A 19,658-nucleotide genomic window follows, 5' to 3' on the forward strand; every position below is an offset into this window, starting at 1 on the left:
TTGTGGCCTTATTATACCGGGAGTTTTGCTCCCGGTATGTATAAAGCATTCAATCAACTAACGCTATGCTCACACATAGTATCTTACAATTATTTTAAAATGATGTGTAACCGGCTGTTTGTACCAATTTGGTATTGTTGGTAAGCGTATTACGGTCAATTGGCCACAATAAGGCGTATGCATTTGCTGGTAACAAGGCAGTATGCTCATAAACATAGCTATCGCCCATGCTTCTTAAATCATACCATCTTTTTCCTTCAAATACAAATTCATATAAACGCTCCTGCAAAATGGCTTCCCTTGGGTTTGCATCTATAGCTTGATTTGGAAAGCCTATGGTTGCTGCTTTATAATTGACACCGTAGGCCCTTGCTCTTACTTTATTGATCTCGTTGCTTGGATCCTGCCCCAGGTAAACCTCTGCTGTTGCCTTCAGCAAAAGCAGATCGGCATAGCGGTATACAGGGAAATCATTGGTTATGTATCTTACTCCAGCATCTTGTTCTCCCTGATATTTGTCAACAAAACAACCGGCTATCTGGTAAGTTCCGTTGCTTAATTTATTATAGGCAGGCTGGATGCTTGCCAATGCCCTTGAATCGAGCGGGTTAAATTTCCTAAAAGTGGCTATAGTAACCGGCGCACGCAATAAGCCGCCCCAGTTATCAGTAGTTGCATTAAACTGGCGGTTAGCAAGTGAATCATAGAAGTTAGCAATTAAACCCGACTGCGGAACATAGGTGCTTTGTATCCAGGCCATACCGTTGTTAGTAGTAGCATTAGGCTCATTAAATTGGTAGTGAATGGCAAATATGATCTCGCTATTGCCCTTATTGGTTGATGAAAAAACACTTGAATAAGATGTTAATAGCTGTAAACCTGCATTTGTCTGTATATCATTCAACGCGTTTTCTGCAATAGTAGCGTCTGCCGTTCCGCCACTGTTATGAACACTTGTCCACAAATATACTTCGGCTTCCAGCATCAATGTAGCTGATTTTGACCAGTATGATTTTGAATTTTTGAATGAGTAATCACTACCAAAACTTGCTAATGATTGGGTAATATCTGCCTTAATCAAAGCCATTACCGCCGTTTGTGGTGAGGCTGCTTTAGCCAGCGAAGTAATATCAAGACTGCTGCCAGTTACCGGGTCGGTTTGTATAATGGCATTTCCCCAGGTACGATATATCTGGAAGTAGTAAAAAGCACGCATGCCATAACAAATACCCAGATAATAGTTTTTAGTTGCAGTGGCTACTACAGTTGTTGTATTTAATTTGGAGATCATGAGGTTGATCTGGTCAATATTTAAATAAAACCCGCCGAAATTGCTAACGCCCGGGTTATCCAGGTTAAGGTTTTCCTGCCATAAACGTTCCTGACCCTGGGTAGCTTCCCCGGTAAAAGCAGATCCCGAACCAGGATCGGTACCAAATATATCGGCACGCATTTCGCCCAGTATCTGAAATGCATTATTGTTTGCCCTGAAATTATTATGTATGCCTGCCATAAATGCATCAAACTGACTTGCAGACTGGAAAAAATTTGCATCGGTTATACTGCTTACCGGGGTAAGGCTTAACTGTTTGCGGCACGAGCTTACCAGCGCAAACATCCCTAAGCCTGATAAAATTATAATTATATATCTTTTCATTTTTTATTGATTATATAGATTTTAAAGAGATACCTGAACTCCTAATACATAAGTGCGCGGTGTTGGATAAGTACCCGTGTAAACCCCGGTTATAGTATTTCCTGATACGGGTGCTTCAGGATCAGGTCCGCTGAATTTCTTTATATAAAACAAGTTTTCGCCGCTAACAAATAACCTGGCAGACGAGAACACTTTAGTTCTGGTAAGCAAGGCCTTTGGAAAATCGTATGATAAGGTTACTTCACGACAGGCGAGGTAATTACCGCTTTCATAAAACTGAGAGTTTTCGCCTTGCAAACTACTGCCTCCATTGTTGCCGCGGGTATAATTATCCTTTGACCCCGCTACCTGATCGGCGTAGTACACTTTAGGTATCATGGTATTAGTATTGGTTGGTGTCCAGGCATTCTTTATCTCATTTATAAAATTGAATGTACCTTGGTAACCACCAAGAGATCTTGCTACAAAATCATTATAAATTGTGCTGCCTAATGAATAGTCAAAACGGGTGTAAAAGGAGAAGTTTTTATAGGCTGCATTGAAATTAAAGCCACCTGTCCAGGTTGGGTAAATATTACCCAGGTACACCTGGTCGCGCGAGTCAATAATTCCATCACCATTCACATCTTGCCAATTTACATCGCCCGGCTGAATATGTCCGCCGCTTCCAGCCGCAAGATTAGGACCCGTAATATTTGCAATATTGTCTTTACGGTTACCGGCAACAGACTGTACCTGTGCTTCATTAGCAAAAATTCCTAACTCTTTATAGCCATATATCTGGCCCATAGCCTGGCCTTGCTGCAAACCACCTACAGAAATTAACTGACCAGTTTTAGGATCAAATACCTGGATGGTATTTTGGCGGTTATTAGGTTGCCCGTTATTAGGCAATTTTAATATCTTATTTTTATCGTATGAAGCTGTTGCACCAAAGTCAAGCCTTAAGCCACCGGGATTATTAATAATGTTTGCTTTTAAGGTGAACTCAACACCCTTATTTTGCAGGCTGCCATCATTTGTTTCCAGCGTGCTGAAACCTGCATAACTTGGTAATTGCAATTTGGTAATTAAATTACTGGTTACGCGGTCGTAATAATCAAATAGCAGGCTTATACGGTCATTAAAAAAGCCTAAATCAATACCTACATCTTTAGTACTACTGGTTTCCCATTGTAAGGTGTTAAGCGTTGGGGCTGTATTAGATATGCCGCCTATACCATTATAAGTATTTGTTGATGAGTATATTCCCTGCACATCATAAGCGCCTATAGAAGTTACGTTACCGTTAGAGCCATAGCTGATTCTTGGTTTTATAGTAGATATTATTTTGGAAACACCTGAGTTTTGAAAGAAGTCTTCTTTCTGCAAATTCCATCCTGCTGACATGCCCGGGAAGAAGCCAATACGTTTTTGGTAAGAAAGTACTGAAACACCATCTTCCCTTAGTACAAAAGTTAAAAGATACTTCTGATCATAATCATAGTTTAACCTTGTAAAGCTCGATATAATACGAGTTGCCGAACTTTGGCTATAATTGCTACCGGCAGCAAAAATGGTAGAGGCATTTGCTGTTGAAATATTATCTGTAGGTGCGCCTGTTCCTGATACTTGCTCCTGAAAAATTGAGGTATTAAAGTATTCGCCACCAAGTAACAGGTTAAAATTATTTTTGCCGAATGACTTATTATAATTTAAAATAGCATCATACGTTTGCTGAAAATCCCTTTCAGTGTAAGCTGTTGCCGGCCTTGCAGTATTGTTATATGTTTGCGGATTAGCAAATATATTGGTATAAAGCTGAGTGGCATCGGTAAAACTTTGATTTATATTTTCATAAAAATATCCGCTCCCTGATAATTTCAAAGATAAGCCAGGCAGTATTTTCCAGTTAATAGCGGCGTTACCGGTTACCCTGTCAATTTCATTGCTCCGTTTTGTTTTTTGTAACCAGTACAAGGGGTTACCATCAGTTATACTGTTACCAGGGTTTGGTACTGTTTGGGCAGCATTAAGCCAGGGATTAAATGTTGGCCATAACGATAACGTTCTGTAAATATCATTCGACTCAGAATTTGAAGCTACGCCAAGTTGATTGACAGTTGAAAAATTGATACCGCTTGAAATTTCAACATTAGGTTTTACTTTATATGAACCGTTCACATTTCCTGAATAGCGATTGTAGGTTGATCCTACAATTACCCCAGGCTCATTATAATAATCAAAGCTCGAAAAATAGGTACCCTTATCATTACCGCCTGATGCAGCTACATAATGATCAACTGTTTGGGTGTTCTGAAACAGCGCATTGGCAACCTGCCCGCTGTGATCTTTAAATATTATTTTATGACCGGGGTTTGCCGGGTCGTTTTCATCCTGCCAACCTTGTTTTAAAAGCCCGATATTAGCCGGAGTTTCGGCTTGTATATCAAATGAACCTAAATCTGCCGGATCGGTCAATAAACCATAACCCCTTGAATTGTTAAGTGTTGTAAGTTGTCCGGTCGTAAGGGTTGTTTCTCCGGGATTCAACGCCAGAAAATTATTTAACCTGCCTAAACGGCCGTAGTAAATATAATCTGCAGCATCTACATATTTATATCCCTGGCGCTCGCGGTTAAAGCCAGTGGTAAACTTATAAGTTACATTGGATGATCCCGATTTGCCTTTTTTAGTAGTAATTAATATAACACCGTTATTGGCCCTTGCACCATATATTGCAGTGGCGGCCGCATCTTTCAAAATACTTACCGACTCAATATCTTCCTGGGGTATATCATTGTAAGGCCTTATTACGCCATCAACCACGGTAAGCGGCGATCCAGGGCTGTTAATTGAAGCTCCTCCGCGTAATAATACCAATGGCTGCGAACCAGGTGAACCGCTTGCAGCAACTACCTGTACACCCGATACCGTTCCCTGCAATGCAGTTGCCACATTAGCACGCGGCGCATTTGCAAGTACCTGGTTATCAAGTTTAGCAACTGCACTTGTTACGGTAGACCGCGACTGCGTTCCATAACCCACTACAAGTACTTCCTGTAATTTAGTGGCGTCATCTTTAAGGCTAACATCAATAGATGATTGGTCGCCTACAGCAATTTGCTGTGAAATGGCACCTATGAAAGTAAAAATCAGCACGTCGCCTTTAGTCGCTGTAATGGAATATTCTCCACTGTTACTGGTCTGCGTACCATTTGCTGTTCCTTTTACAACAATCGTTACTCCGGGCAACGGCAGTTTGTCGTGATCGGAGATTACCTTGCCAGTAATTTTCCTGGTTTGGGCTTGTACAACGGTAAGGAACAATGCCATTGTTACCGTCAACAAGATTCGGGTGAAAGTAAAGTTTATATTCATTTAATTAATAAGTTTATAATTGTATTATGTCATACATAATACAATTATAGGAAATTTAAATTATTACTTCCAAATAATTGCAGGGTTTTTTTTTCTGTTGATTTTCTGAGTGTTATAAATACACTTTGTGATTTTTGGCTTAAAAAGTGTGTTTTTAAATGAACGGAGAAGGATGTTGCTATTTTAGATCAGCACATTAAAAGCAGGATTTGTTAATATAAATTATATGGTACTTATTCCCTTTTTTTGGAAAATCCCCAAATTTATTTTTAAAGTTGCGCTCCCGAACGGAAGTTTTGCCGTCCTATCTATATATAAAGTAAAAGATAATCTTAACTGTATTATGTTATACAATAAACCGTAAAGAAACTTTTTTTAGCTTTGGATATTGACTTTATTGAACTTTTAAATTGACACGAACAGAAAAAGTCTTTATATTTTTACAATTAAATCTGATATATTAATGATAGAGTTGCAATCAAATGATCTCACAGATAGTCTTAGAAATATTGATACGAGCTCCCTGGTAGACCGTGTCGAAAAAAATTTAATTGAATTATTTATTGAGAAGAATTACAAAGTGGGCGACTCTATACCAAAGGAACTTGAACTTACCAAGGCCCTGGGCGTAAGCCGTACAGTAATCCGCGAGGCTTTGCTCAGGTTGAGGATGATTGGTCTCATCGATTCAAAAAAGAAACGCGGCGCCGTGATAACCAGCCCTGATTTAGTATCCATACTTGAAAAGAGCATGAATCCTCAAATATTGGATACAACCACTTTGAAAGAGATATTTGAGATGCGTTTATCCTTAGAAATTGGAATGGCTGATTTGATCATTAACCGTGTTACGCAACAAGACATCGCTGATCTCAAGCAGATCGTATCTGGTGAACCTCAGGAAACCAGCCATGAAATATTTATGATTGAGCAGGAAATTAAATTTCATGGTAAATTATATGACATTACCGGCAACGAAACATTAAGAAAATTTCAAAAAATGCTACTGCCTGTTTTTGACTATGTACATCGAAGCGGCTTACTCAAAAAACCCATTGAAATAAAAGAATATGTTTCTCATGCCGGTCTGATTACCTTAATTGAAAAAGGGTCAGCCGAAAAACTCAGAAACGGGATGCGCAATCATTTAGGAAATCATTTTGCAAGATTATTTGATTGAATTTTTGTTCAATAATTGAAGTTTGTCTTGCTATCCGATAGGGCCAAAAAGTTAATTAGAATTAGAAAATTAAAGAACATGATATCTGTTATTTCAAAATGCTAAGGTAAATTTCCCAGGCTGGGCAGAATTCGAACCTTTTGGTGGAACAATTGAACGTTTTAAATAATCTACAAGTGGGATAAAATATTATGGTAACGATATACAACTTGGGATATTTCGTAAGTACATATTAAAGCACTATATGTTGCGCTTTTGTTTGCTGTTTAGTGACCGTCTGTGTAGTACCATTATTTGATTAATCATGTAATATCATTATTGGTACATCCTAAAAGTATCTTCAAAGTGCTGATTGTTGCGACATAATATCTCTAAACAGCCTAAAACCTTACAGTATTCATAAATAAACTAATCCTGTATAAGGCAAATGCTTTTAAGGAAAAGTCACCCGCGTGTGTTGGCAAGAAAAGAAAATTATTTAATTTGTTCCATTACCGTGATCGCTCATATTATCAGTTTAGAGTACCGCTGCACAACATGGCTGGAGTATGTATCAAAAGACCGCAAGCACTTTGGCGTTAATGAGGAAGCATCCCATCATCGGAAAGAGTTAAAGGAGCTTAAGCTACCAGACATACATTTTTTATATCTGAATTTGTGAGTATTAACACTAAGTAACTAATTTTTCACTAAGTATATATCATTTTGAACAGATAATTACTTTTGTCAAAATAACAAAACCCTGCGTGCTATAGCCGCAGGGTTTATTGTTGAACGAGTATTGTCTGATATCTTTTACATTCCAGGATCCTTTTTAACCTCCAACGCCGTACGAACAGCCGATGGAAGGCTTGAAAACAAGGTGTAACCTGTGGCCGTTTCAATATCCTTCATGGTCACAATATATTGTGTCCAGTCAGAATTTATCACGTTAACATTCGGGGTGTTTACAGCAATAATGCGTGTGTTGCTGGTTACCCGGCTTATATCACCGTTACCCACAGGTACTATCAGCGCTACCTTCCAAACGTTGCTTGGCACATTTACGTGGCCGTTATTAACGGTGGTTGCCGGACCATTGGACCCGGTACCTCCCGAGCCATAGCTGCCCATAACAATGTAAACCTCGTTACCCGCGGTAACCTGGCTACGTAAGTAATTCTCCAGGTTGGCCCAGGTACTTTCATTGTTATTCGGCGCCTGCGGTATCATGTTGGTCATCAAAAACGTGGCAGCGTTTGCATTGGTCGAGCTTGTTCTATCGGCCGAAGGGCAGTTATGCCCCCTGTCGAAACCGCTGCCGCTATAGCTGTTGCTTTCTACCTGGTACCAGCCCATGGGTATACCTGCCCAGCCTGCAAAATCGTTTAAACGGTCAGTTACTCCAGTAGTATTTGAGGCATCTAAATGCCAACTAACCCAATTTGGTTCGCCTTTGGTAGCGTTGTAAGATTCAGTGTAGTAACTTTGGTCTATCAAATAATTATCCATAGCAGCCATTGTTGGCATCGCGTTCGATGGGTTGCCTAATAACAGGTTGCTGTTATCACCACTGGGAGGTGGCGCATCAGAACCTGCGGTAACAAGCCTTTGGGCCGCAACGCTGCCCGTGGCTGTAGTATCAAGCGCTGTACTGCCGGTTGTTGTACCTGAAACAATTCCCGGGTCACCGCTACCTTTAAAGGTTATATCATCAATATTAATACGCGTTGTTCCTGCTTTTACAATTTCAAAACGTACTTTTCCAGTTACGCTTACTTTGAATGAGTCGGTTACCAACGTGGTATTGGTTTCGTTTATAGGGTTGCCAACATTGGTATATGTTTTACCACCATCGGCAGACATTTCCAGTTGCCAGGTTGATGCCGCATCGGTGCCGTATTTGCCGTGTTTAATGTATAAGGTAGTTAAGCCGCTTACATCAAAGTTCATGGCTAAATCACCGGTGCGTAAACGTACCGATTGCGAGCCGTCTTTTAAATCGCCCGAAAGGCTGCCAATTAACGCGTCGTTAAAATCCCAGGTACCAGTGCTTAGCCCTACTGTGGCATCGGCATAAGCTGTTTTTGTGCCTTCATCAAATGTTTCGGTGATGCTATATGGTGTCGGGGGCGTTGTACCCGTGCCAGTTGTAGTAACGGGTGTTGGGTTATTTTTTTTTTCGGTTTTGGAACAGCCTGCAATAAATAAAACTGCGCCAAAGCATAATAGTAATAATCTGTTTTTCATCTGGTATTAAATTTTATAAAACATCAGTACATAAACATCCCGTAAGGCAAATAAAAGCCAGGCATGTTTGTTAATTTTTGTACGATATGGTTTGGTTGGTAAAAAAGGAAAAAGAAGAACATGCCCGAAAGCACGTTCTTCTTTTAAAGGGAGTGCTTATTTAGCAACCCATGCAGAACCGTTATACTGGAAAGTAGCAACGGTTGGTACGTCTTTACCGCCTGTATATAGCAAGTAAGTAACCTTGTAGTTGATATTCACCTTAGGGGTAGGGAAATCCGCAGTTAAAGCAAGGATGATAGCTGCTTGCAGGTCGGCAGTAGTCCAGGTGGTTTCCCAGTCGCCGTATTTCAACAGGTTAGTTCTGTTAGAGGCCTCGGCAGTACCGCCAACTGTTGAGTTACCTATAAGTGTAAAGTCTTTAGCAACCAATGTGTAATAAACGGTAGGATCCTGTATCCAGCTACCGCCGCTTTTTACAAATGTTAAGGTATTAATGGTTAAGGATGTTGTTACCCAATTGGTACCATTATAAGTAAACGGAATAACACGTTGGTCGGTAACTTTTGCAGCATTGTAATAGTTAAAGCTTACATATTTAACATCGCCAACTTTAGCAACAGCAGCAACACTTAAATCTGCTTTTAGCAGGGTGTTGATGTAAGCCGTTAAACTTGCGTCGTCTGCAGAAGTAAACTGATTATAACTGCCATGGCCTATGGCTGTATATTGCGCAGGTGTTAAAAGGTAAATTTGCTGCCATGCGCCGTTTAAGTATAAAAACGCAAATGTTGCTGCGGTATTTGCTGCCGGCGGGTTGTAATAGGTAAAGGTTAATACCACCTGCTGGTTTGCAACAGGCGCGGTGTATTTGTATGGTAACCAGGTTAATACCTGGGCAATGCTGAAATCGGCATATTTATTGCCGGGCAGCAGCAAATAATCGGCACTGGTTAGGGTGTACGATTGATCTTTAAAAACGCTATCGGGCAGCGTAATTGTTGGCGCTTTTGATGTATAGGTAATGTTAGCGTTCGAACCATCGGCATAATCAAAAAATTTGTAATTAAGTATGGTTGGGATATTGGCATTTGCATCGGTAGCCGACGAAAAGCCCAGTGCCTTATTAGCAGGCACCGTAGCAGGCAATATGGCGTAATCAGCAGGCTGAATGGTATAGTTCAGGGTTTGCACCGGTTTGCCCAGACCATCGAGCGCTTTATACGTTTTGTTTAGCGGGTGGCATGCCGTAAATGCAAAAGCAATTCCCAGCAACGCCAAAATGTTATAAATCTTTTTCATGATTTTTTAATTTTTATAATTAAAATTTAAGTTTTAATGTAGTCATGTAAAATCTGCCAGGGCCGTAATCAACACCAAGTTGGCTGGTACGTGTAATGTAGCTTGCGCCTTGTGCCGGAGCGGTATCAAACGCATCACCTATATAACCGGTGTTAAACAGGTTGTAAACGTTACCAGTAAACGAAGCATCGAAACCAGCCATTTTAAACCTGAAAACAACGTTTAAGTTAACCGTAGAAAAATTTGGGATCTGGTAAGGTAAGTATCCCGAAAAGGTAATTTTCGATGGGTCGTATGATGCGTAGTATTTTCCGTAGTATAGATAATCGCCACCGATGGTTACTTTAGGTAGTACTTTTATATCTAAGGTAACACCTGCGGTGGTTTGTGCGCTTGTTGCCCCTGTTCCCGGCTCGCCAATTTTTAAACCTTTTAATTGTAATGCCGATATGGTTGTACTTGTACCGTTATCGCTGGTAATCTGGGTTGCGCCGGTATTGCTCAGGTAATGGTAATTGCCAATGGAAAGCATACCGCCTAAAACAACATCTTTAATAGGGCGCAGCTTTGCTTCAACCTCAACACCTTCGTGTAATTCGTTTAAGCCACTTATGTTTGCTGTATTAAATGTACCATCAGGGTTCGCTGTTGGCGATACTACCACTTTCGATCTATCCAGGTAAACCGAACGGTAAGCGTTTACATTGGCGCTGAATAAAGCGCTGGTGTAACCGTAGCCAATTTCGGCATCAAATAATTTTTCGGCTATGGCATTTTTGTTAATGGTGTTATCCTTGTTTAAGAAAAGACTGGCTACAAGCGGTGCGCGCTGTACATAACCAATATTTCCGTAAATATTGTTCTGGTAATCAAGGTTGTAGTTTAAACCACCTTTTGCCTGGTAACCTAAAAAGTTAATCCAATCAGTTTTGTGTGAAGGGTCTGTAGGCAGGTAGTTGAAATAGTCGATCCTGCGGTTGCTGGTGTTACTTCCAGATAAGGTAATTACTACCGAAAGGTCTTTCTTCGTGTACTCACCCTGTAAATATACACCTTCCGAAGCTACATCATAAGTATAATCATTGTTGAATTTTTGCCCGTCGGTTGCATGGGCATTAGGGTTGTTAATGTTGCCTGAGGGTGAAGTTGCACTGTTGTTGCGGGTATCCTGCACGTACGATGCGCCGAACAGGTTGGCTACTTTATTAAAGTGTTCACCTTCGTAATACCTTAAATCTAAACCGCCTAAAAAGTGCAGGTTATCCCCTACTTTCTTTTTCAGGGTAGTTATGGCGCCGTATTGTTTGTGGTCGTTCTCCACATCCTGCATGTACATGTTTGCCGAACCATCCGTTACAGCCTGGTTGTTTTTTGTAATGGCGTTAAAATCGATAGGCGAGTAAATGCCGCCTGTACGTGGCACTTCGTTTGCAGCACCCGGTGCTAATACAACCGATACACCCGATTTATTGGACGTTAAGTAATCTGCATTACCTGTACCATAGGTTGCATATAAAACAGTCGACCATGATGTATTTTTGTCAATGTTCCAGTTATAGTTCACTGATGCTAATGGCTTGCTGTAGCTGTTTTGCTCGGCGCTATATTCCTGTCCGTTCAAATACCCCCAATCCGAATTGTAACGGAAGCCTGATGGTGCGTTACGGTAAGTAGAAATGGTGTTATAGGTGTAACGCTGGTCGTGCCGTTGCGATGCGCCCATAATATTGAACGACAGGGTTTGGTTGGTACCGATAAGTTTTGATACGTTGGCGAAATAGTTATAGCCGGTATATGTTAAACCTTCGGCAGAGGGTGAATTACCGCTGCTTTTCGATAATAAGAATGATGATGCCCATCCGTCGTTACTTAAACCGGTTGAGTATGATATCAATGTTTTTTGCTGATTATAGCTACCTATTGATTGCGATAAAGTACCCGATGCTTCTTTGCTGGTGCTGCGGGTGGTAATATCAATAGTACCGCCTAACGATGGCACGGCAATTATTGATGCACCTAAGCCACGCTGAACCTGCATCGAAGTAGTAACATCTTCCAAACCGGCCCAGTCGTTCCAGTAAATTTTACCGGCTTCCACATCGTTAACTGGGATACCGTTAATTAACAGGGCTACGTTGTTGCTTGCAAAACCACGGATGTTTATCCTCGAATCCCCATAGCCACCGCCCCCACGGCTCACGGTAACACCAGGCGTCATCCGTAATAACTCAGGAAACTCGGCGCCTGCACCTTTTTCTTCAATATACTGCTCGTTAATTGACGATGCAGCAATAGGCGTTTGCCTGTTAATCTTTTGTGATGGGTTAGCCGTAACCGCAACTTCTTTCAATGATGCGGAGTTAGGTACCAAATATATTATGCCAAGTTTGTTGTTACCATTAGTCTCAACTTCTTTTGTTACATAGCCAATGTACGAGATAGAAATAGTTATGTTGCTTGATTCAGCTTTAAGCTTAAAGCTACCATCAAGCGCAGTAGAATTTGAGTTTTGCGTACCTTTCACAACAACAGTAGCGCCAACCAAAGGTTCTTTTGTTTGCGAATCCTGTACACGGCCGGTAATAATATCTTCTACTGCAATACTATTGCCAAGCTGGTTTTTAGCAGTTTTTTCTTTCAGCACAATGGTATGGCCAACAATAGCATATGATAACGGCTGCTCTTTAAAAATTTTATCGAGCACCTGCTGCAAGGTTTGATTTTTGGCTTTTACCGATACTTTGGCGCTTTTGGCAAGCAGTTCAGTCTGCAAAAAAACATCGTAGCCGCTTTGGTGTTCAATTTTATTGAGCACAGTTTGCAAGCTTGCATTTTTTTCGGAAAGAGTAATGCTTTGGCCCAGGGTTGCAGCACTTAGCTGCAGGCAAAAAGCAAACAATAAAATGGCGAGTAGTTGTATGCGCATAATAAATTTTCTTTTTGAAGCCGGATTAATCCGGGAAAACCAATTTATAGCTCCGGTAATTTGAGTAACACGCCTCCCGGTATACGCAGGGGCATAAAACGTAGAAAAATTCATACTTTTGTTTTGGGTTGTTAAGTGAAAAGTCTGTAAGTCAATTTGATTTGGAATGATCGGCCCTGAATTTATCCGGGAAGTGCTCGTAACACTTTCCGGTTTTTTTTTGGGCAATGTAGTGAAGCGGCCTGGCCGTTTACTAAAATTGCTTCTCATGGTTTTACAATAATTTTTCCTCCATTAATTGTAAAGTTTAAGCCACTTGTTTTTAAAATCATAAATATTTGCGAAACAGGCACATCGCGCGATATGCGACCCTCGTAATGCCGCTCGGCAATGTTTCCCTGGTATGCTACATCTACATCGTACCACCGAGATATCTGCCGCATAATTGCCTGCAAACCTGCATTTTTAAACAGAAATTTGCCATTTTTCCAGGCAACTGCTTCATCAATATCAGCATCGTTAGTAATGCTGATACTGCCCGATGCATTTACAGCCTGCTGCCCAGGCACAAGTTTAACCGTGACTTTATTAAAGTTCCCGGTAACCTTTACGCTGCCTTCCAGTAGAGTAGTTTTTGTTGCTTTTTCGTCGGTGTAACTGTTTATATTAAAGTGCGTACCTAACACTTCAACCGTTTGGTTAGCAGTTTTTACAAAAAAAGGCTTCGCAGCATTTTTTGCCACTTCAAAATAAGCTTCGCCTGTTAGTTCAACGTTGCGCTCGTTTCCGGCGAAAGCAGTGGGGTACTTTAATGACGATGCCGCATTGAGCCATACTTTTGTTCCATCGGCCAAAACCAGTTTGTATTGCCCGCCCCGGGGGGTACTTATAATGTTGATGGCCTCGGCAATTTCAGGAGCTTCTGCAGGCTGCTTCTTGGTATTGTAAACCAGTTCGCCATCACCAGTTTTATCAACAATTGCATCGGGCTCCCTGGCAATTTCACCGTCGCGAGCATTATCTAAATTTATTTTTGAACCGTTAGCCAGGGTTAAAACAGCTTTGTTGCCACCGGGCTTTAAATCGTTTTGCTGGTGGGCCAGTTGTTTAGCATATTTCTTTTTATCGTTACCCTGATGGGCAAAAAGCATAATGCCTATTGCCAGCGGCAGTATTATCGCGGCAGCATAAGCGCCCCAGTTTTTTAATTTTATAACAGAATTTGGCGTGTATTTAATGCCTGTTTTTGAAACTATGTTTTGCCAGGCCGCAGCCTTATCATTTACTACATCGGGGTATTGCGGCAGGTTGGCAGTTGCATCAGCGGTTATTTTTTTGAATAATTTGGCATTCACCGGATCGGCCTGCAACCAATTCTCAAGAATTATTTTTTCTTCATCGGTTAGCTTGTTTCCTATATGCTTTGCAATAAGAGCGGCTACATCAAAATAAGCGTCGTAATTGTTTATCATGCCTTTCGATAATAAAGACACTCAACTTTGTTAAGTGGATAACGGGGGATAAAAATTTATTGAAATAATTTATCAGCGTAAATGCCTCATCTAATAAGTAGAAAAGAGACAGCGAACATCACCACAAAAATTTCAGGTTCAAGCCGCAAACGCAATAGTTGCATTGCTTTTTGTTTTTGTTTTTTGATGGTATTTACCGACATGTTGAGTTCGTCGGCAATTTCCTGATTCTTTTTACCATCAAGGTAACTCATGGTTGAAACCGTGCGGTAAGTTGAAGGCAGCGACTGTAACGCGGTATGCAGTTCTGCCATTACTTCGGCCGAGATTATGGCTTCTATAATGGAAGCAACTTCGGGTTCACCCTTATCTTGCATGTCAATATAGCCTGTAACCACCTTGCTATGCCTTATTGCGTTAAGGCTATCGTTACGTACGGTGCTGTATAAGTAATTTTTAACGGCTGCGGGATTGTGCGCTACGGTTTCGCGGGCATTCCAGTATTTAATAAAAGCATCCTGTGCAATATCGCGCGCGTGGTCCTTATCTTTTATCAGTTGGAAAGAAAAATATACCAGCCGATCGAAAAATTCTGCGAATAGGGCGTTCAAATCTGACTCCGTTGGCCCCTTAGAATTTCTTGAAGTAAATATGTCTTTCACTTTGCCCATGATTACGCCCGGTCAGTTAATTAAAAACGTAAAAATCCCGCTCACTACAGATTTTCTCCAAAATTCGGTTCTTTATGTTTCGGTGATGTTAAGACTGAGTTAAAAAAGCGTAAGATTTGGTAACTTTTCAGTTGCAATTCGTTGGCAAAGCCATCAATAATAGCAGACAGTTATTTAGCTTTAGACCTTGTTTGTTTGCATAATGTGAATTTTAACAAGGTGCAACTTTAACTTAAATTTATTCACTATCAAATTATAAAACTATAGTCCGAAACCTATGAATTTCAAACCCTTTATCATTTGTTAACCCAGGTGCATGAATAGCAATTGGCGCCAGGATAATTTTGTGTCATAATTAAAAAACAAAATATCATGACAACAAAAATCTCTTATTCAATCGCATTTTTACTAGGCTTGGGAATGGTGTTCCTGGGGGCCCGCTTTTTTTTCTCGCCTGAAATAGCAACAGCCGCATTCGGTATCCGTTTTAATTCAAACGGAGATTATTCTTTTCATCACATAAAGGGGATCAGGGATATTTTTTCCGGTATACTATTGTGCGCTCTTGTGTTAATGAAAGAACGTCGCAGCCTGGGTGTGATGCTGGTAGTGGCAACCATCATCCCGGTTTCCGATATGCTTACTGTCCTGAGCAAAAGCTATACAGGTGTGCAGCAGGCTATACCCCATATTGTGGCAACCATCATCTGCTCGGTAGTCGGCATACTATTATTGGTGGCTAAGCCTCCAATAGTAGTAGCAACAAAACAACAGGAAATATTAAACTAAACAAGGCAACATCATGGACCAGCTAAGAATTTATACTCTCGCTGATAAAGAAACAGCCGTGCAATATTTCACGGTAAGTTGGGCTAAGCACAGAATAAACCTTCCAAAATTCGGCTTTGAGGTTAAGGGCGTATGCGGCCATGCACCCGGGAATGCAAACCAGGTCATTCCCATAGTATCCTTTCCGGATGAAAGCGATCCTCATGAAATGACTGAACGCTATTTAAAAAGCCCGGATTTTGCGGTTGATACGGCAGGATTTGATCTAAACAAAATCATTAATGTAGAAACTAAAATATTGAGATCTACAATCTAATGGTTTGCCTAAGCAGGATTTAATACACAATGTGTTCGGCATGTTGTGTATTTTTGGTTTTACACAATTCAACTAATATGAAATGATAAATAGCTTATTGAATAGTATACAAAAGGTTATAGCGCTTAGCCCTGAAGAGGTTGATATAGTAGTATCACTGTTTAAAGAAAAGACCTTTAAAAAAGGTGATTTCTTTTTAGAAGAAGGACGGATTTGTAAGCAGGTAGGATTTGTGGCCAAGGGTTTGATGCGCTTCTATATCAACCAGGATGGGGAGGAAAAAATATATGACTTTTCCCAGGAAAATGAATTTGTATGCAATTATGAAAGTTTTCTTCCACAGATTCCTTCCTCAAAAAACATCCAGGCGCTGGAGGATAGTATTGTTTTTATCATCTCGCATGCTGATCTGCAGTTATTTTATAAAAACGTACGCGGAGGTGAACGTTTTGGCAGGGTCGCTATTGAATCTGTTTTTGTAAAATTACTACAGGATATAAGCGCCTTATATGCGGAAACACCGGAGCTGCGTTACGAGCGGTTTTTAAAAAACCATGCGGATCTGCAGCAAAGAATCTCCCAATACCATATTGCTTCCTTTGTCGGGGTAAAGCCACAATCACTGAGCCGAATCCGTAAAAGAATTTTCACCCAGTTCTGATTAGTTAATTAAGGTATTTAGAACATATATCTCTAATGTTTATTTCATACATAAATTGCTTAGATGCTATGATAAGATTACCGACATGATATACACATCCCTTAATACTTTTATATACTAAAAAAACACTGGTTAGTTTTAACTTAATTTTCACAATTTAATTATCCACATTAACACACGACCCAAAAAATCATCGCAAACATATCGGTCGTTGTATCTCCCTGAAATTGTAGTGTTTTGTAAAATTTAGTGTCATTTAGTTAACGATAGTTACAACGATTTACCTGACACTGAAAAATGATGAACAAAAGGTACTTTGAGAACCAAAAAAGAAACAAAATTACTTTCTAATAGTAACAAAAACCACAAATATACCAATTAGTCTTATTTATAACCTCCTAATAACATGGCATTTAAGAATTAAAATAGTAATTTTTACTTTTAGTTTTAAATCTATAAATAATTGACTATCAATTAGTTATATTGACTATTTACCGATACAGAACTTACTGAAAATATTTTCCAGTAAATCGTCTGTAGTTACAACGCCTGTAATCTCGCCGAGATAGTGGAGGGCTTGTTTAATGTCCATCGCTAAAAAATCGGAGGTTACAGTTTCCATACTGTTAAGTACTCTTGTAAGGGCCTCTTCAGTTTTTTGTAGTGCTTCCAGGTGGCGGATATTGGTTACTAGTGTTTCATCACCCGTTAACTTGTCCTTTATGGCAGTATGGTATATTTTATTTTTAAGATCTTCAATATGGAATTTCTCTTTTGCAGATATTACAACCTCGCTTTGCGTATGCGGTAAAGCAGCAATCTCTTCGCTGTTTAGCAGGTCTATTTTATTGGCCACTACCATCATTGCAATCCCTGGGCCTTGCAGGCTGGCTATATCATTATTCAATTCTTCTAATGTTATTACAGCGGCATCATAAACATAGATCAACAGGGCCGACTGGCTAATCTTTTCCATGGTACGCTGAACCCCTAACTGCTCAATTGCATCGGTAGCTTCGCGGATTCCGGCGGTATCTATTAACCTGAAATTTATGCCATGAATATTTAATACTTCCTCAATTGTATCACGGGTAGTACCGGGTATATGGCTTACTATTGCACGCTCTTCATTGAGCAAAGCATTTAGCAGGGTTGATTTTCCGGCATTTGGCCTGCCGGCTATAACCGTATTTACGCCTTGTTTAATAGCATTACCCAACTCAAATGATTGGATCAACCCTCCAATAACTTTGTTTATCTGGTGCGTTAGTTTTTTTAGCTGATCGCGGTTGGCAAACTCTACATCCTCCTCTGCAAAATCAAGCTCCAGCTCAATTAAGGATGCAAATTGCACCAGCTGATCGCGCAGCCCTTGTAATTGATTACTGAAGCCACCCCTAAGCTGATTTAAAGCTACCTGTTGTGATGCTTTTGAATTGGAAGCAATCAGATCAGCCACGGCCTCGGCTTGTGAAAGGTCCAGTTGTCCGTTTAAAAATGCCCTTAACGTGAACTCTCCCGCTTTGGCAGATCTTGCTCCCTTTTTTATAAGCAGCTTTAAAATTGATTCAATAATATAGTTTGACCCATGACAGGAGATCTCCACCACATTCTCGCGCGTGTATGATCGTGGTGCTACAAATAACGACATCAATACCTCATCCAAAATCATGTCTCCATCCACAATACTGCCAAAATGGATGGTATGTGATGCTTGCTTGGTCAGATCTTTCCCCTTAAAAACACTGTTGGCTATAGTAATAGCTTCGGGCCCCGAAAGGCGGATAACACCTATGGCGCCTATTCCGTTTGGGGTAGCAAGGGCAACAATTGTTTGGTCGTTAGTCATTTGATTATTGGGTAGTTAATCGCTTTTTTATATTCACGAATAAAAAATGATGTATAAGGCAAAGTTCGGCATTTAACCTTAATATTTTGTCGACTACATGCCATAAACAATTCCCAATTATCAGGCAACCAAATATCAAATCAACAATAACCAATCACCTAAAACAATTAACTTCGCCCTAATTATGGTAACTTTTTTTGAAGCTTCGCTCGATACTATTTCTGTGCACCATGTTGGCAACCAGGCCCAGGGTGAAATGTATGCCCTGTCTGATCATCCGCTCGAATTAAAGGACGAAGTGATCCCTAACCTGCTGATGCAATATTTTTTGAAGCCTTTTGAAAAAGCCAATGAAGTTTATCATCTGATGCACAGCAGCGGCGACCTTGCGCTTAACGAAATGCATCACTTTGCCACACAGATATTTGATGATAAAGAAAAGTTTCAGGAAGCATCTGAGCAGATAGCAAAGCACCTGTACAAAGTATCAACCCATCCCAATATTAAGGGTGGCGAGTTGTATGTGGTATATTTTAACAAAGTGCAGATAGAAGGTAACTCGCTGGATGCCATTGGTATATTTAAATCAGAAAACAAGGAAACCTACCTGAAAGTTTACCCGGATAAAGGTGGGTTCCAGGTCGATTATGAAGAAAATGCCATCAATATCAATAAGCTGGATAAAGGTGTGCTTATTTTTAATATCGAAAAAGAAAACGGCTACAAGGTTGTGGTTATTGATAAAACAAACGGCGGGCAGGATGCTGCCGTATATTGGAAAGATGAGTTTTTACAGCTCAAGATTCGTAACGATAGCTTTAACCAAACCAGCAATACCCTTGGTATTTACAAAAACTTTGTCACCCAAAAACTCGACGATGAATTTGAAATGAGCAAGGCTGATAAAATAGATTTGCTCAACAAATCAATGAAGTACTTTAAGGAGAAGGATACTTTTGACATGGACGAATTTGCCGGAGAGGTAATTGGCAATCCAAAAGCTATAGAATCATTCAAAAACTTCAAAAACCAATATGAGCAGGACTTTGACAGCCCTATTGCCGACACATTTGAAATTTCTGATAATGCTGTTAAAAAACAGGCGCGCGACTATAAAAGTGTTTTAAAGCTTGATAAAAACTTCCACATTTATATACATGGCGATAAAGACCTGATTGAAAAGGGTTTTGATGATGGCAAATCCATGAACTATTATAAAGTGTTTTTCAAGGAAGAAGCATAAGTA

At 40.2% G+C, this 19,658-nt stretch carries 14 protein-coding genes; 6 read left to right on the forward strand and 8 right to left on the reverse strand.

Annotated features, from left to right (window positions below; translation table 11 throughout):
• Positions 1-94: 94 nt before the first annotated feature.
• Positions 95-1,657 carry a SusD family outer membrane lipoprotein NanU gene (gene nanU, locus ACQY4U_RS21485; RefSeq protein WP_428331518.1) on the reverse strand — a complete coding sequence of 521 codons (1,563 nt, stop codon included), beginning with the start codon at positions 1,655-1,657 and terminating at the stop codon, positions 95-97.
• Between the two features lie 21 nt (positions 1,658-1,678).
• Positions 1,679-4,972, reverse strand: coding sequence for a SusC/RagA family TonB-linked outer membrane protein (locus ACQY4U_RS21490; protein ID WP_428331519.1), 3,294 nt, complete (start codon positions 4,970-4,972; stop codon positions 1,679-1,681).
• Positions 4,973-5,480: 508 nt separating this feature from the next.
• Between ACQY4U_RS21490 and ACQY4U_RS21495 the strand changes: the two genes are divergently transcribed.
• Together ACQY4U_RS21495 and ACQY4U_RS21500 are read left to right on the forward strand one after the other, a co-directional pair.
• Complete coding sequence (locus tag ACQY4U_RS21495) at positions 5,481-6,197, forward strand: FadR/GntR family transcriptional regulator (protein WP_428331520.1); 717 nt, start codon at positions 5,481-5,483, stop codon at positions 6,195-6,197.
• A 427-nt stretch (positions 6,198-6,624) separates the two neighbouring features.
• A complete protein-coding gene (locus tag ACQY4U_RS21500) occupies positions 6,625-6,858 on the forward strand; it encodes a hypothetical protein (RefSeq protein ID WP_428331521.1) in 234 nt (77 codons plus the stop codon).
• Between the two features lie 134 nt (positions 6,859-6,992).
• Here the strand turns inward: ACQY4U_RS21500 and ACQY4U_RS21505 are convergent, their stop codons facing one another.
• The 5 genes from ACQY4U_RS21505 to ACQY4U_RS21525 all read right to left on the reverse strand — a co-directional run bounded on the left by ACQY4U_RS21505 (position 6,993) and on the right by ACQY4U_RS21525 (position 14,737).
• On the reverse strand, positions 6,993-8,426 hold the full coding sequence (locus ACQY4U_RS21505; protein WP_428331522.1) for a DNA/RNA non-specific endonuclease: 1,434 nt from the start codon (positions 8,424-8,426) through the stop codon (positions 6,993-6,995).
• 156 nt (positions 8,427-8,582) lie between these two features.
• Entirely contained in the window at positions 8,583-9,728 is a 1,146-nt protein-coding gene (locus ACQY4U_RS21510) for a hypothetical protein (protein ID WP_428331523.1), read from the reverse strand.
• 19 nt (positions 9,729-9,747) lie between these two features.
• Positions 9,748-12,654: a TonB-dependent receptor domain-containing protein gene (locus tag ACQY4U_RS21515; protein WP_428331524.1), complete on the reverse strand. Its 2,907-nt coding sequence runs from the start codon at positions 12,652-12,654 to the stop codon at positions 9,748-9,750.
• 266 nt (positions 12,655-12,920) lie between these two features.
• Positions 12,921-14,126 (reverse strand): FecR family protein, encoded by a 1,206-nt coding sequence (locus tag ACQY4U_RS21520; protein WP_428331525.1) that lies wholly within the window; start codon positions 14,124-14,126, stop codon positions 12,921-12,923.
• Positions 14,127-14,212: 86 nt separating this feature from the next.
• Positions 14,213-14,737: an RNA polymerase sigma-70 factor gene (locus tag ACQY4U_RS21525; RefSeq protein WP_428331526.1), complete on the reverse strand. Its 525-nt coding sequence runs from the start codon at positions 14,735-14,737 to the stop codon at positions 14,213-14,215.
• Between the two features lie 432 nt (positions 14,738-15,169).
• Between ACQY4U_RS21525 and ACQY4U_RS21530 the strand changes: the two genes are divergently transcribed.
• The 3 genes from ACQY4U_RS21530 (at position 15,170) to ACQY4U_RS21540 (ending at position 16,563) form a co-directional block, all read left to right on the forward strand.
• Positions 15,170-15,586: a DUF4267 domain-containing protein gene (locus ACQY4U_RS21530; protein ID WP_428331527.1), complete on the forward strand. Its 417-nt coding sequence runs from the start codon at positions 15,170-15,172 to the stop codon at positions 15,584-15,586.
• Positions 15,587-15,599: 13 nt separating this feature from the next.
• The gene (locus tag ACQY4U_RS21535) at positions 15,600-15,902 is read left to right on the forward strand and encodes an NIPSNAP family protein (protein WP_428331528.1); all 303 of its coding nucleotides are present in this window, start codon (positions 15,600-15,602) and stop codon (positions 15,900-15,902) included.
• Positions 15,903-15,984: 82 nt separating this feature from the next.
• On the forward strand, positions 15,985-16,563 hold the full coding sequence (locus ACQY4U_RS21540) for a Crp/Fnr family transcriptional regulator (RefSeq protein WP_428331529.1): 579 nt from the start codon (positions 15,985-15,987) through the stop codon (positions 16,561-16,563).
• Positions 16,564-17,050: 487 nt separating this feature from the next.
• On the opposite strand, the gene mnmE is transcribed toward ACQY4U_RS21540, so the two are convergent.
• The gene (gene mnmE / locus ACQY4U_RS21545) at positions 17,051-18,412 is read right to left on the reverse strand and encodes a tRNA uridine-5-carboxymethylaminomethyl(34) synthesis GTPase MnmE (protein WP_428331530.1); all 1,362 of its coding nucleotides are present in this window, start codon (positions 18,410-18,412) and stop codon (positions 17,051-17,053) included.
• A 184-nt stretch (positions 18,413-18,596) separates the two neighbouring features.
• Here mnmE and ACQY4U_RS21550 point away from each other — a divergent pair, with 184 nt between their 5' ends.
• Positions 18,597-19,655: a nucleoid-associated protein gene (locus ACQY4U_RS21550; RefSeq protein WP_428331531.1), complete on the forward strand. Its 1,059-nt coding sequence runs from the start codon at positions 18,597-18,599 to the stop codon at positions 19,653-19,655.
• Positions 19,656-19,658: the final 3 nt, after the last annotated feature.

This window comes from Mucilaginibacter sp. (assembly GCF_965277465.1).
GTDB lineage: Bacteria > Bacteroidota > Bacteroidia > Sphingobacteriales > Sphingobacteriaceae > Mucilaginibacter.